The organism is Bifidobacterium sp. UTCIF-1, assembly GCF_006408915.1.
GTDB classification, from domain to species: domain Bacteria; phylum Actinomycetota; class Actinomycetes; order Actinomycetales; family Bifidobacteriaceae; genus Bifidobacterium; species Bifidobacterium reuteri.
Genome location: NZ_JFAG01000009.1, coordinates 89601 through 101996 on the forward strand (window position 1 = coordinate 89601; position 12396 = coordinate 101996).

Sequence of the window (12396 nt, forward strand, 5' to 3'; positions counted from 1 at the left end):
AGAAACAAAGAATCAAAGAAACACTGCTGACGTGGCCGCTTGCCATGTTGCGACGAGGGCGCATTACATCGGTATCTTGCGACTGCGGAACGGGCGGACGCCGCGCAGGATGTAGATGCACTCGTCGGTGGGCAGCAGGCCGAGCTCGTCGGGCTGCATGAGCTCGCGCTTGGTGCGCCGCCAGCTCACGCTGTACGAGCCGTTGACGCCCTTGCTTTCACTGTCGTCCATGACGTCGATGGTCTGGGAGCCCAATCGTTTGGACACCCATTCGAGCGTGCTGGTTTCAGTACCGCCAAGGAAGAGCATCGAGTCGCAGTTGCCGACGATGGTCTCCCAATCATCGCGGTACATGGCCTTGCCCTGCGCGTAGTTCTGGATGATGACCGAGCAGGAGATGTTCCGGCTGCGGATGGTGGCGATGAGCCGCTGGAAGTTCGGGATACGACCGACGTTCGCAAACTCGTCAAGGAAGCAGTGCACCGGCAATCGCCGCGCCGAACAGTCGGAGACGTTCGCATGATCGGCCTGATACACGTTGGACTCGAACAGGCATTGGTAGAGGATCGCCGCAAGGAACGAGAACGTGTTCTCCGTATCCGGCAGGGCGAGGAACACGGCGGTCGGCCGCAAAGCGATCTCATCCAGCCGCATGTCGTCGCCGGACAGGATGCGTCGCACGCTACCGACCTGCAATGGGGCGAGTCTGACGCCCAGGGAGATGATGATTGACTTCTTCGTCTCGCCGGCTCCCTGCTGGAATTTGCGGTACTGGCGTGCGGCGAAGTCCAGGCCTTCCAGCGTCTGCCGTGATTCGGCGTCATGCCGGCCGGGGTTTGCATGGTATTCGGCGACGAGTTCACGCGCCGCGTCGAACATGAGATCCACATCGGATTGCATGGCTTCGTCCGCTTCGCTGGCTTCCATCCGGTCGAGCATGTCCGTGACCCGGTTCAGATCCGGCTCGTCCTCGGAGAACCGCACCCATGCGATGAGCGCGTTCAACAGGTTGCGTTCGGCGCGTTCCCAGAACCCGTCGCCGTTGCCGGGCTGCCGGTTGTTTCCGGCCGTGTTCGTGATGATGTTTTCCGTCAGACGCAGGATGCCGGCTTCTGGGTCGGCCGGGTTGAGGTAGCGCATCGGATTGAACCGGTCGGAACGTTCAAGATCGATGAGATTCAGACAATGGATCGCGTATCCTTTGCCGCGCAGCAGCTCGCCGACCTCATTCTGTATTTCGCCTTTGGGATCGGTGATCGCATACGACATGTTCGCCTGCCGCAGGTTCGGCAGCACATACCGTCGAGTCTTGCCGGAACCGGACGAGCCGATCGCCAGCACGTTCAGGTTGCGTTTCGTCACCCGCCCATCAATGCCCAGTGATTCCGTCGCGGTCATCAGCAGGTCTCGCCGACCGCCTTGCCGGAACGGTTTGATGTCGGCAGGCGTGCCCCATTTGGCCGAGCCGTGCTCCTCTCCCTCGCGAAGGTCACGTCGCATCGACCACCGGTACAGCCACACCAATCCAACGGCGGCGACCGCGCCCAGTCCGGCAAGAAGATCGGTCTGATGCAGGGACAGAAACAGCGGGCGCTCCGCTATCCCGATGAACATCCGGTCGATGATCTCGCTGACGGACAGACCGGCCGTCATGTCGCCGCGCACCTGCAGGCACACGCGATTACCGAGGTAGAACAGCAGACAGGCGGACAATATCGTCAGACAGATTACAGGGAAACGCTTCATCGCACCGCGCCTTCCATTAGTCGCGCACACTGCTCCGACTGTTTGCGCTGTAGCCGCTCATCGGTGCGACGCCTTAGTGATTCCAGCACCATCTCACGGGTAAGTGGTGCAGCATCCTGGTTCGGTTGGGACGTGGCCTGAGACTCCGTCGTATTCGGCAACGGTTCTGTGGTTGCAAGTGATGTGACGGAGATTCGACGACCGCCGTTTGAGGAACCGGCACTTATATCCTCCGTCACTGTTTCGCCCGATGCCGACGCCACCTCGCGAAGGTTATCCACATAGTCGATGATGAGCATGTTCGTTCCACGCCATTCAATGCTGGATACCTCACGCTCCCCGCACATCAGTCGGTCAAGCCGTGTGAGCGTCATTGACATGTTCCACTCGATCATGACAGTTCCTTCCAGTTCATTGACGTGGAAGCGGCGATCATGTCCGCGTTCACCCGAACTTCAGTGTGGACGATGTCATGGGATGTGCTGTCGGCGTCGGCCCAACCACTTGCCACGATCAGGTCGCCTTGTTCCAGTCGTTGCGCCTTACAGTACGCAGGCATCACGGAGCCGCCCTGTACGATTACCGGCTCGGCCAAACCGCTCGGCATGCGCACACCGACCCTCAGCCGCACCAGCTCGCCGCCCGTGGCGGAGATCGTGAACGCCGGGTCGGCGAGGAGTTCGCCGCGTACGATCATGTATCGTTTCGTTCCCATCCTGAAACTCCTATCTGCTCTGAGAACGGTTAGGTTTCCGCGTCGCGACCGGTCGCACCGGCTTGCCGGTGAGCTTGCGTTCGATCCGTGCACGAAGTTCCGCGAGCGTGTCACGCCGGCTGACTTTCCGTTCCCCACATCGCACAGCAGGTTTCGGCGAAACCGGCGCACGCGGCCCCGATGGAGCAGGTTCTGGCACGGTCTGGCGATTGGCCTCATCGGCGGTGGTCGCAGTCTCGCCACGTGCAGCCGGTGACGATACGACCGGGGATTGCGGCGGCTGCTCATCGTCCGATATCGGCCGTGCGGATTGTTCCGCCACGACTGCCGGGGATGCCTCGTCACACCGCTCGGCCGTCGCGGTCGGGACACGCGATCCTGACTGAGCGGCATCGGAAAGCGTTGGTGACGATTGTTCGGGGTTCACCGGTGCAGGCTCCCGCGGTTCATCCCGGCCTGGGTCCGCTGCCGGCTGCACCTGCGTATCCTTGCTCCCGAGTTGTTCGACCGGCCTCCGGCCGTCGATCCGCAGCTCATAGCCGACATCCTGCAGTGCACGTCGTACCGCGTGCGTCACATGATCGAGATCACGCCCCTCGAAATGAATCCACGTTGACTGACTATCACGCTCCACCGAATACCGCACGCCCGCTCGACGCAGACTGCGTACCACCGCACGCACCTGATGCCGCTCCAACTCGATCGCATGAATATCGCCGCCGGCCAGGCGCTGCAATCGTTTCTCGCTCATCCTCCCGGTATCACGGCCCCGTCGTATCACGCCGCGCATCGCCGACAAGCCACGCCCGCCCAATCGCAGAAACCAGCCGGCGGTCTTCTCGCCGACCCGCAGCGCGAGACCTCCACCGGCACGACCGACTCCCATAGCGATCTGTCTGCCGGTGTCTTCCAATCGTTCCTCGATCATCGTTGATCCTTTCCGTGTATGAACCGTCGTCTATTCGGGTTGGCGGATATGCCGCCGCTGCTTGACATGCCGAGCCTGAGCACGCACGCGACGCAACGTGTCCAGTTCGCGAGCCAACTCGTCGAGTCTGCGTTCACGCTCCCGCAGTTCAACAACCGCCTTGTCCGACGGCGGTTCGTCGCCGTCCGTTTCGGCCGTGTCGCAGACCGAGACCAACGCCGCCTGAAACGCTTCCCGCTCGGCCTCGATGCGACGCATCGTTCCGGCGATCGCATCGTCCACTGTGGTGCCGTCGTCGACGAGACGACTGGCCGTATTCAGCTCATTTGCCAGCTGGTGCAGTTCATCGAGTCGACGTGCCTGCATCGCGTACCAGCGGCGCTGCGCATCCGATTTGCCGACCGTGACCGGCATCCGCTCGCGTACGACTGGCTCCAGCTGTGTGGGCGGACGGGAGAAGTACCCGTACAGGTCTTCCGCACGCACCTGCTTGGCGTAACGGCCTCGCCGGCCCGTGACGACCTGCTGCGATGCCGCCGGCAGGTACGCGCGATACGTGTCCCCGTCGCGCACGATCCGCGTCAACGGAATCGTAATCAGCAGTCGTCGTCTCGTGCCGGGCAGCCATACGCGTACCGCGTTGTCGGTTTGTTCGGCGATCATCCGACGGTTGAAGCTGATCGGCATGACCGTATGCCGGCCGATGCGGGCCATAACGTTCGGCTCGTCGTAGGCGCGTCCCAGTTTCACGTCGCGTACACGCAGCCCGCTCGCCATGTCCGTGAACGTCAAGTGCCGGCCGCGCACGACGACCGTCACGCCGGCGCTGTTCAACTCGCGTGCGAACGAATCGAAATCGGTGGAGGCGCCTGCGGCCGTGTCGATCGCGGCGCGAATACGATCCTTGATCGCGTCGCCTTTCGCCGACGCATACAGTTCCGCGAAGCTCACGCCATGACGGCGTCGCTCTCGCGCCGGTTTCAGTTCGGGCAGCACGTTCAGTCCGGTTTCCCGGCACAGCCGGTCGCTGATCTCGCGCAGTCTGCGTATCGTCGCTCCCGGTTTGGTGCGCATCTTATGGAATGTCACGTCACTGGTTGCACAGATGATGATGTGGTTATGCGTGTGTCCGCGATCGACGTGCGTGGCGATCACGTACCGGTATTCGCCGCCGGTGAACGCATCGGCGAACCGCACACCCAATTCGTGCAGTTCCCGCGCGGTCATGCGTCGACTGTCCTCTGGACTGAACGATTGGATCACATGATGCGCAATCACGCCGTTGGCTCGATTCCCGCCGACCGACTGTTCGACCGTGTCCATCATGCGCCGCGCCAATTCCGCAGGGTTCGTTGCATCGTCGCTGAAGTTCGCCGAGACCAAAGCGCCATGCTCGGTCTTATCGGGATTGGCGATATAGGCGATCGCCTTGTGCAGAGTGACGGTGATCTGACTCATGTTGACGACCGCCATCGCGCCGCCTCCACCGCTTCGTCACGCTCCCGGCACATGCGCAGCAGCAACGCCGTCAGTTCGCGCTGGCTGTCCAGCACGCGCGTCATATCGCCGCTCGTGATCAGCCCTGTCGCGTTCGCCACATGGGCGATCTGGTTGATGTTGTTGCCTATACGCGCCATGTCCGCGCGAACCATGCCGGGGTCCAGCGCGACCGTGACCACGACCGTATGCGCGTCGATCAGCAGTGCGCGAGCATGGGCCGAGAACGACAGGACTCCGCCGCGTGATCGTTTCACCCGCTGGTAGAAACGGTTCGCCTCGGCCCACTCGTCGGGAGTGAACGTGACCGTCTTGCGACGGCAGCGATTGGGGTGCGAGTCTTGCCAGCTCATGGCCATCGCCTATCGGGTCGCGGGTGTCCCGCAGCGGATGACCGGCAGGGAATCCGCGCAACCGTACGTACGGTTGCAATGCTTGCTATTCCCTGACCTGACTCAAAAATTAGTCTGGGACCACCACCTGAACATGCCATGACTAGCCTCGATTCCTAACGCCGATACCGGCGATTGAACCGCACCATCACAGCGCTGATGGTCACGCAAGGATAATCACGCGCGGCATCGAGCACACAGCCAAAGGAGGCGAGAATGGCCGTCGGAAACCGTCGCAAGGAACGCGCCGACTGGGTACGCAAATCACTTGGAGCGTACAAGGCGCAGCTCAAGGAACGGGAGAATCGCACCGCGGCGCTGTACGACGCGCTCACCGATTTCACCAGGACATTGGACACCGCGCGACCGTTAGTCCAGGACTACACCCGCGACTACGGGATGTCACGCCGCGAAATCGGCGAACAGTTCGGGCTCACGCAACGGCAGCTCAGCGCATTGTTTGAACCGTCGACCGATGCCGGTGCGACGGCAGAAGACACGGAACCACAGGCGCCCATAGCAGATGCGACCTCGATTGGTTCGGCATCGCAACTGAATTCCATGTCCACCGCCTCCGTTGAACCAGCGTCTATGCAAACAGACTATTTGTCGGATCAGCCGCAGCAGGTCTACGCATTGCATTGCTAACGTCGATGACAATGGGAGTGGAGATATCGACCACTAGTGTTGCGTGCATCAATGTCACACCGCTCCGCAATCGCTGTCCATGATGTCAATCAAAACAACGGACGCTGCAAATCGTTGATATGCCATTGATGTCATCGACGGTAGGCGATGGACGCGTTGGCATCTCGTGTGATGATGCCGGTTTGCGTCCATTGTCCCGCTGCGTCGCCGAGGAGCCTGCCGTAGTGACGCGTCGTGGACCATGACAGCAGGGTGAACTGTTGTGCATCAAGGTCGGTGATGGTCCTCAACTGTGCCGTCGAATCGTGCAGCGGCACGTATCCGCCGCGCGTGGGAACGTCATCGGCGTCGAGGAAGTAGTAGTACGGGCAGTCGCGGTAGTACCAGTATGCGTCGATGTACGTGTATTCGTCCTGCGCGACGACCGGCCGCTCGGCCGAGCAGACGACATGTTGGCTGAGCTGGGCCGATCCGGGCGTATCGTTGCGGTCGAAACTATGGTTGCCGCGCACGCCGTACACGATCGTCCCCGCAACCAGCATCGCAAGAACCACAACGTAGACGATCGCCGCGCGACGGCCGCGCAATCGATACGCGATGACGCACGCCAGCACGAGCGTGACGTAGAAAAACGGCGCGACCACGCTCAGATAGCGTACGGAGAACATCCCGTAGCCGCCGCTGGACAGCTCCTTGACAGCGGACCAGACCATCAGAAGCATCGTCGGCACGGCGAACAGCATGACGATCAGCCATGCAGCTTCGGCGGATTGTCGCGAAGTCAGTGTTCCGACTGACTGTTGCCATGCAGACAGCCATACTGCGACGAATATACCGACGATCAGCGTCATCGTGGCCGCGACCAGCAGCGAGACGATCGACGGCAGTTCCTTTTCCGTCATACCGAGCAGCATAATGTCGAATGCGTTCGCCACGCCGGACATGTTCGAGCGCCGACGAACCGGAGGCAAAACGGAGCTCCCGCCGAGCTGGCCCAGCAACACCGGCATCCACGGCAAGAACAGAGTGACCGACGCGATATAGGCGAATAACCATCGCCACGTGGACGGGCTCCGCATACGCCACGATCGGGCGGCGAGCCAGATCGCATGCGTCAACCATACGAACGCGGTCAGATACAACGTCAACATGCCGAGCGTGACAGCCACGGCGTACGCGGCCCACCATACGATGCGACGTTGCCGATCGTGCGACCGGCAACGGTCACATCGTCGATCATGCCGATCGACCTCGGCCGCATCTACAACGCAGTGTTGACGGTCGCGCGATGCAATCACGCCGACCGCGCGCAGCAGCATCGCCGTACCGCCCACGGCCAATAGCATCGCCGGCGAGTACATGCGCAGCTCGTAGCCGTAGCGCAGCATGAAACCGCCGCACATGAGCATCGGCATGCACGCCGCTGCGACGCGGTCGCCGAACAAATCGCGCATCAGCATGACCAGCACGAACACGGCAAGGCCGAGACATGCGCAGTTCGGCATCCGCATGAGTGCGACGTCGTCGCCGGCTACAGGCATCCATGCCTTGAGCAGCAGATAGTACAGCGGCGGATGCGCGTCGACGGCAGTGAGCGCGATCAGCTCCCGTACGGGTCGGCTCGTCAGGATCAACGAATACTGTTCGTCGAACCACAACGACTGGCCGCAGCCCATCAGCCAGCTCAACACGGTCGTCGCCAAAGCACAGCAGACGGCCAACACGGGAACGGGAACCAAGTGGTGGATGGCAACGGCGGAACCGGCACTGCTGTCGTCAGCGCGTCCGCCGGCGTGCTCGACGTATGGACCGGCGGTCTTGCGGTTCGGCGTGATCATGACAGCATCTCCCCGTCATGTGCCGGATGGTCGAAACGGATATTGCCGGCATCACGAACGCTGATGTTGCCGTCACGCACGATGTAGTTCGGCCGACGCTTGGACTCCAGATACGTGTTCGCCAGATACCGGCCGATGATGCCCAGGCACATCAGCTGCAGTCCGCCGATGAACGTGATGATGCACGCGAGCGACGGCCAACCAGCCACCGGGTCGCCGAACATGGCCGCGCGCACCGCGATGAAACAGGTCGCGCCGAACGCGACCGCGCACAGCAACAACCCGATATACGAGGCGACGGCCAACGGCACCGTGGAGCATGAGATCAGCCCCTCGATCGCGTAACGAACCAACGCGAAGAAATTCCAGCTGGACCTGCCCGCGGCGCGGCGCGTGTTCGGATAGTCGATCCACGCCGTACGGAACCCCACCCACGCGTACAGTCCCTTGGAGAACCGATTGCGTTCGGTCAGCGACGTCAACGCATCGACGACCCGACGCCGCATCATACGGAAATCACGCGCCCCATCGGGTACGGCGACCGGCGACATGGCGTTCATCAGCCGGTAGAACATGTGTGCGCACATGGAACGAATCGGCGGCTCGCCCGCGCGCGTGGTGCGCCGCGTCGCTACGCAATCCAGTGTCAGGTCGTCGGCAAGCATCGAGAACATGCGCGGCAGCAGCGACGGCGGGTCCTGCAAATCGGCGTCCATCACCGCCACGACGTCGCCTCGCGCGGCCTCCAACCCGGCGAGCAGCGCGCCTTCCTTGCCAAAATTGCGCGACAACGACAGCCAGCGGATCGCGAATGGGAGGGCGGCGTGCCCGTCCGCCGCTTGCCGCAGCAGCGCCACGGTGCTGTCCGTGGAACCGTCGTCGACCTGCACCAGTTCGGCCGTCGTGCCGGGATATGCTGCGATGATCTCGCGAACGGCCTGTGCTGCGGCCGACAGAAACAACGGCAGACATGCCTCCTCGTTATGGCAGGGCACGACGATGGACAACGTGACTTGCCTGTCAGGACGCGCGCCGCCCGCGGAATCCACTATATTGCGGGATTCGCGTTCCGCAGAAGCATGTGCGGTACGACACCGCTGCGGATGCTGCTGATTGCCCATGATACTGCCTTCTTCCCCGCGGCTGGCGCCGCCTTGCGCCTACCATGCGGCCCGTGTCCGATACGATTCCAGTGTGCGTTCACCGAATCGCGGAACATGCCTGTATCGCCCCTGATTCAGCCCTTAATCGTCGTTCAGGGTATGGGGGACGATACAGGGATACTCCGACGCTGGCTTTCGCGCCTTTTCCGTGAGCTGCCGTGGTTCGACCGGAGTGATGCGCATCGTCATGCCGGTAAGACAGTTCACATTGGTGAGCATGATCGGATCCATTGCCGGTATTATGCCGATTACGGGATGCCTGCACGGTCGCGGCGCCGAACACGGACTGTACGCAGAACAGTCCAGTGAGGAACACGAACGCGGCGGGACGATATGTGCGGTAGAAATCAACCATGTCCGGTTGTGCGTATGGCATCGCGATGGTGTACACGCAGCCGGCGAGCAGAGCGACGGATAGCGAGCCGATCAGCAGTGTGATGACGGCGAAACGCAGTTGCCGCCGGTCTTCGCACGCACGTGCAAGCCAGTGAAACGCCAGCGTGACGCAAATGCTGACCAGTAAGCAGCACAGCAACCCGTACGCGGGCAGCATGTCGATGATGAGCAGCGTGTCCGTTGTCGGCTTCCTTTCTTTTCGGTATTGGCTCATTTAATCCGTTGGCAACGGTACAGGCAACGTCATGTCAAGCGATCGCATGACATGACGTTGCCGTTTTTCAGAGGAACGCGCCGTCTCGCATGGTGAGGGTGGTGTCGCATTGGGCTGCGACGCGTGGGTCGTGTGTGGCGAGGATGAGTGTGGTGCCTTGTTTGCATTGCGCGAGGAGCATGGTCATGATGGTGTCGGCGGTGTGCGTGTCGAGTGCGGCCGTGGGTTCGTCGGCGATGATGATGGCCGGGTGCATCACGGTCGCCCGGGCGATGGCGATGCGTTGTCTTTCGCCGCCGGACAGTTGTCTGGGCATGCGTCGTGCCTTGCTGGCGAGTCCGACTTGTTCCAGTGCGGTCGTGGCGCGTTGCCTGCGTTCGGCGCGTCCGATCCGTGGGTTTGCGTATTCCATGGGGATGGCGACGTTGGCCCATGCCGGTTCGTCTTCGAGGATCGCGTAGTCCTGCGGGATGAAGCCGAACATGCGGTTGCGCCATGCGGAACGGTCCGTGTCGTTTTCCGGTGCCGGGCGTCCTTGCAGGAGCAGGGAGCCGGAGGTGGGTTTCATGGACAGTCCGATCATGCGCAGCAGGGTGGATTTGCCGCATCCGGATGGTCCCATGATGGCTATCGAGTCCCCGACCGAGGCGTGCAGGGATATGTCGTGCACGGCGAGGAGCTGCGCCTGTCCGTCCGTGTATCGTTTGGTCAGGTGTCGGGCGTCTATGGTCGTCTGTGGCATGGTCGTTGCTTCTTTCATTGGATGTGTGTGGTTGCGCGTCGTGCGGCGGTCGTCCAGATCGGGATCGCCATGACGAGGATGACGGCGATCATCGTCCGGGATGCGGTGGCCACCGGTTCGCCTATCAGCTGGAAGCATGCCAGTACCACGGTGGCGGGCAGCAGCATGATGAGGATGAGTCCGGCGACGCGGATCGCCTCGTCTGCGGCGGTGGCGCCGTAGAGCCGGCAGACGAGCATCGACGGCCGTTCCCGTGCGAGGGTCACGGACAGTGTTTGGATGATCACGATGACGGTGAGCGTGAGGAAGGCGGACAGTCCGAGCAGGTACATCAGTGCGCGTACGATGAGGTCCTTGTCCCGTTGGGGTTGTTCCGTGTTCAATCGGTGTGGCACGAGTATCAGGCCGGCGTCGCGGCTTCCCGTGATGAATTCGTCGAGCTGGGTTCGGGATGGGTTGAACATGACCGTTTTGGTCACCGCCTCTTCGAGTTCGATGTCGTTGAGTCGGTTCAACGAACTCGGGTCGAGTCGGATGACGAGATACCGGTCCAGGTTGATGCCGGCGGTGTTCGGGTCGAATATGGCCGCCGAGGCCGGCAGCGTGCCGGACACCTTGACGTCGGTGCCGGCGATATGTACGCTGTCGGGCGCCTGCGATCGGTCCACCCGGTAGCCGGTGGACGCGCAGGGCGCGTGGGAGCACAGGCCCAATCGGGGGAACACGTCGTCGACGTTGCCCATCAGGATGATGGTCGGTATGCCGTTGGCGAACCCGGGATCGTCGATCTCGATGTTGTTGATGATCGCGGTGTACGCCCTGCCCTGTTCCAGCATGTCCTGCAGGTCGTCCGCGACCTTGGGGTCCGTTTTGCTCGGGGACTGCAGGAGGTATTGCGGGGAGAACGTGACCGCGTCGGCGGCCCGCAAGCGGGCCTCGCCGCTGATCACGCTGGACTCGGTCAGCACGTCGCTGAGCGTCATCGTGAACACGCTGCCCGCGAAGACGACGAGCAGCGTGATGCCGAGGATCGATCCCCATCGTCTCAATCCCATGCGGACGCCGGTCATCAGTTCATGGATCATCGTTCCACCTCGTCATTCGATCGTATGCCGAACCATTCGGCCAGGCCCGTCACCAGCACCGTCAGAATCGTGCCAACGGTGAAGGCCGCGGCGAACGCGACGGCCGGGCCGAGGCCGGTCCTGCCCGACACCACGGTGATGAGCACGGCGCTCAACATGGTTCCCGCCAGCACGCCCGTCACGATCGGGACAACGGCCCCGCGCACCCGGCCCGTCCACACCTGTCTCCTGGTGGCGCCGAACAATCGTCTGACATGCAGGTCGGCCTTCCTCGCCGTCTCCATCGTCGTCACGCACACGCAGGCGCAGACCAACGCCAGTACGAGGAACAACAAGGTGATGCCCACGAAGGAATCCCCGGCAAGGGACGACCACAACGACTGCGCCTGCGGCCGGGTCACGTCCATGCCGCAGCGCGCAAACAGATCCGAGATCTCCCGAAGCCGCTGCGGGTCGCTCGTGTTCACGTACACGCTGCCGGGAAACAAGGGAACCGCCCCCAACGGGAGCACATACTGCAGATTGCCGCCCACGTTCGCCCCCGGAACCCTGACGACACCGCCGACGGAAAACCCCTGGGGCAGCAGTGGGGCATCCCCTTGCTCGCGCCATTGGCCGGCCGAGAACGACGACTCGATCACACAGGCTATGCGACTGTCCATGTCCCGGCATCCGCGCGGAAGCGCATCGGCCCATCCGACGGAGGAGCCCGACGACTGGAATACGATCGCCGGCCAACCGTCCCCCACGGAACCCTCCAACAGGGAAATACCGTGATCGGAAAGATACCTGGCCAGATCACGCGTCGCCTCAAGATTCTTCCCGTCACCGTGCCCGGCATCCGCCGAGGCGGTCAGCACCAGCTGCGCCCGCGCATCGGACATGCCCCACTGCGAGCCACGCCAATCAAGAACGCTCCAGTACGCAGCCCAGGCAAAAAACGACGACAACACACCCAACAGCAACGACACCACGGCAATGGAGACGCGGAACCCATTCGGAGATGACCTATCCATGCGACGCCCTCCAACC

Annotated in this window: 13 protein-coding genes; 1 reads left to right on the forward strand and 12 read right to left on the reverse strand. The window is 62.4% G+C overall.

Annotated elements, in window-relative coordinates:
- Window positions 1-63: 63 nt before the first annotated feature.
- Genes BW09_RS05335 through BW09_RS05360 form a run of 6 tightly spaced genes read right to left on the reverse strand, consistent with a single transcriptional unit; the run spans window position 64 to window position 5245 of the window.
- A complete protein-coding gene (locus BW09_RS05335; protein WP_140463626.1) occupies window positions 64-1746 on the reverse strand; it encodes a VirD4-like conjugal transfer protein, CD1115 family in 1683 nt (560 codons plus the stop codon).
- Complete coding sequence (locus BW09_RS05340) at window positions 1743-2141, reverse strand: hypothetical protein (RefSeq protein ID WP_140463624.1); 399 nt, start codon at window positions 2139-2141, stop codon at window positions 1743-1745. The genes BW09_RS05335 and BW09_RS05340 overlap by 4 nt, the downstream gene beginning before the upstream one ends.
- Window positions 2138-2461, reverse strand: coding sequence for a hypothetical protein (locus BW09_RS05345; RefSeq protein WP_140463622.1), 324 nt, complete (start codon window positions 2459-2461; stop codon window positions 2138-2140). The genes BW09_RS05340 and BW09_RS05345 overlap by 4 nt, the downstream gene beginning before the upstream one ends.
- Window positions 2462-2471: 10 nt before the next feature.
- Window positions 2472-3389, reverse strand: coding sequence for a DUF3801 domain-containing protein (locus BW09_RS05350; RefSeq protein ID WP_140463620.1), 918 nt, complete (start codon window positions 3387-3389; stop codon window positions 2472-2474).
- 30 nt (window positions 3390-3419) lie between these two features.
- A complete protein-coding gene (locus BW09_RS05355; protein ID WP_140463618.1) occupies window positions 3420-4862 on the reverse strand; it encodes a relaxase/mobilization nuclease domain-containing protein in 1443 nt (480 codons plus the stop codon).
- The gene (locus BW09_RS05360; RefSeq protein WP_081892082.1) at window positions 4844-5245 is read right to left on the reverse strand and encodes a MobC family plasmid mobilization relaxosome protein; all 402 of its coding nucleotides are present in this window, start codon (window positions 5243-5245) and stop codon (window positions 4844-4846) included. The genes BW09_RS05355 and BW09_RS05360 overlap by 19 nt, the downstream gene beginning before the upstream one ends.
- Before the next feature lie 249 nt (window positions 5246-5494).
- On the opposite strand from BW09_RS05360, the gene BW09_RS05365 reads away from it, so the two are divergent.
- On the forward strand, window positions 5495-5926 hold the full coding sequence (locus BW09_RS05365; protein ID WP_140463616.1) for a hypothetical protein: 432 nt from the start codon (window positions 5495-5497) through the stop codon (window positions 5924-5926).
- A 131-nt stretch (window positions 5927-6057) separates the two neighbouring features.
- Here BW09_RS05365 and BW09_RS05370 read toward each other — a convergent pair whose 3' ends face one another.
- From BW09_RS05370 to BW09_RS05395, 6 genes are all read right to left on the reverse strand, one after another.
- On the reverse strand, window positions 6058-7764 hold the full coding sequence (locus BW09_RS05370; RefSeq protein WP_140463615.1) for a glycosyltransferase family 39 protein: 1707 nt from the start codon (window positions 7762-7764) through the stop codon (window positions 6058-6060).
- Complete coding sequence (locus BW09_RS05375; protein ID WP_140463613.1) at window positions 7761-8885, reverse strand: glycosyltransferase family 2 protein; 1125 nt, start codon at window positions 8883-8885, stop codon at window positions 7761-7763. The genes BW09_RS05370 and BW09_RS05375 overlap by 4 nt, the downstream gene beginning before the upstream one ends.
- Window positions 8886-8964: 79 nt before the next feature.
- Window positions 8965-9537 (reverse strand): hypothetical protein, encoded by a 573-nt coding sequence (locus tag BW09_RS11105; protein ID WP_240542055.1) that lies wholly within the window; start codon window positions 9535-9537, stop codon window positions 8965-8967.
- Between the two features lie 67 nt (window positions 9538-9604).
- The gene (locus BW09_RS05385) at window positions 9605-10297 is read right to left on the reverse strand and encodes an ABC transporter ATP-binding protein (RefSeq protein WP_219846517.1); all 693 of its coding nucleotides are present in this window, start codon (window positions 10295-10297) and stop codon (window positions 9605-9607) included.
- Window positions 10294-11364 (reverse strand): hypothetical protein, encoded by a 1071-nt coding sequence (locus tag BW09_RS05390; RefSeq protein WP_140463611.1) that lies wholly within the window; start codon window positions 11362-11364, stop codon window positions 10294-10296. The genes BW09_RS05385 and BW09_RS05390 overlap by 4 nt, the downstream gene beginning before the upstream one ends.
- Window positions 11361-12380 carry a hypothetical protein gene (locus BW09_RS05395; RefSeq protein ID WP_140464790.1) on the reverse strand — a complete coding sequence of 340 codons (1020 nt, stop codon included), beginning with the start codon at window positions 12378-12380 and terminating at the stop codon, window positions 11361-11363. Before BW09_RS05395 ends, BW09_RS05390 begins: the two co-directional genes overlap by 4 nt.
- Between the last annotated feature and the right edge of the window lie 16 nt (window positions 12381-12396).

What these genes read in the sequence shown, in the direction of transcription:
- BW09_RS05335 (WP_140463626.1), bottom strand. Translation starts at nt 1,746, where the DNA reads ATGAAGCGTTTCCCTGTAATCTGTCTGACGATATTGTCCGCCTGTCTG.
- BW09_RS05340 (WP_140463624.1), bottom strand. Translation starts at nt 2,141, where the DNA reads ATGATCGAGTGGAACATGTCAATGACGCTCACACGGCTTGACCGACTG.
- BW09_RS05345 (WP_140463622.1), bottom strand. Translation starts at nt 2,461, where the DNA reads ATGGGAACGAAACGATACATGATCGTACGCGGCGAACTCCTCGCCGAC.
- BW09_RS05350 (WP_140463620.1), bottom strand. Translation starts at nt 3,389, where the DNA reads ATGATCGAGGAACGATTGGAAGACACCGGCAGACAGATCGCTATGGGA.
- BW09_RS05355 (WP_140463618.1), bottom strand. Translation starts at nt 4,862, where the DNA reads ATGGCGGTCGTCAACATGAGTCAGATCACCGTCACTCTGCACAAGGCG.
- BW09_RS05360 (WP_081892082.1), bottom strand. Translation starts at nt 5,245, where the DNA reads ATGGCCATGAGCTGGCAAGACTCGCACCCCAATCGCTGCCGTCGCAAG.
- BW09_RS05365 (WP_140463616.1), top strand. Translation starts at nt 5,495, where the DNA reads ATGGCCGTCGGAAACCGTCGCAAGGAACGCGCCGACTGGGTACGCAAA.
- BW09_RS05370 (WP_140463615.1), bottom strand. Translation starts at nt 7,764, where the DNA reads ATGATCACGCCGAACCGCAAGACCGCCGGTCCATACGTCGAGCACGCC.
- BW09_RS05375 (WP_140463613.1), bottom strand. Translation starts at nt 8,885, where the DNA reads ATGGGCAATCAGCAGCATCCGCAGCGGTGTCGTACCGCACATGCTTCT.
- BW09_RS11105 (WP_240542055.1), bottom strand. Translation starts at nt 9,537, where the DNA reads ATGAGCCAATACCGAAAAGAAAGGAAGCCGACAACGGACACGCTGCTC.
- BW09_RS05385 (WP_219846517.1), bottom strand. Translation starts at nt 10,297, where the DNA reads ATGAAAGAAGCAACGACCATGCCACAGACGACCATAGACGCCCGACAC.
- BW09_RS05390 (WP_140463611.1), bottom strand. Translation starts at nt 11,364, where the DNA reads ATGATCCATGAACTGATGACCGGCGTCCGCATGGGATTGAGACGATGG.
- BW09_RS05395 (WP_140464790.1), bottom strand. Translation starts at nt 12,380, where the DNA reads ATGGATAGGTCATCTCCGAATGGGTTCCGCGTCTCCATTGCCGTGGTG.